General features: G+C 64.2%; 1 protein-coding gene. It reads left to right on the top strand.

Annotated elements, in window-relative coordinates; genetic code table 11:
* Positions 1–411, top strand: a 411-nt coding sequence (locus tag JTA15_RS21755; protein WP_255580225.1) for an RHS domain-containing protein, incomplete at both ends; no start/stop codon positions are given.

The following is a 411-nucleotide window of genomic DNA, read 5'->3' as shown; positions in this document are numbered from 1 at the left end:
CTTCCGCTACGATCCRCTCGGWCGMCGCATCAGCAAAACGCRACGCCAGATGCTGGGCGGACAGCCAACCGGCAAGCCGGTCAGCAYCCGGTTTGTCTGGGAAGGGTTCCGYCTGCTGCAGGAAGTGCACGGGGACGTGCCGCTGACCTKTGTCTACAGCGRTCAGGACAGCTACGATCCGCTGGCGCGTATTGATGGCGTGGAAGCACCGGAGATCTTCTGGTTTCACTGTCAGCCGAACGGCACGCCGGAGCGGATGACGGATAGCGTAGGGCAGGTGCGCTGGGAAGGGGTGAACAGCGCCTGGGGCARGCTGCTGCGGGAAAGCGAGCAGCAGGTCCCGATAGGGCTGGCGGGGGGGATAAACCTTTACCAGTATGCGCCGAATGCGCTGGGGTGGGTGGATCCGTG

Origin of the sequence: Enterobacter sp. BIDMC 29 (assembly GCF_019378755.1) — a bacterium.
GTDB classification, from domain to species: domain Bacteria; phylum Pseudomonadota; class Gammaproteobacteria; order Enterobacterales; family Enterobacteriaceae; genus Enterobacter; species Enterobacter ludwigii.
This window is presented reverse-complemented; position numbering and strand designations above follow the sequence as displayed.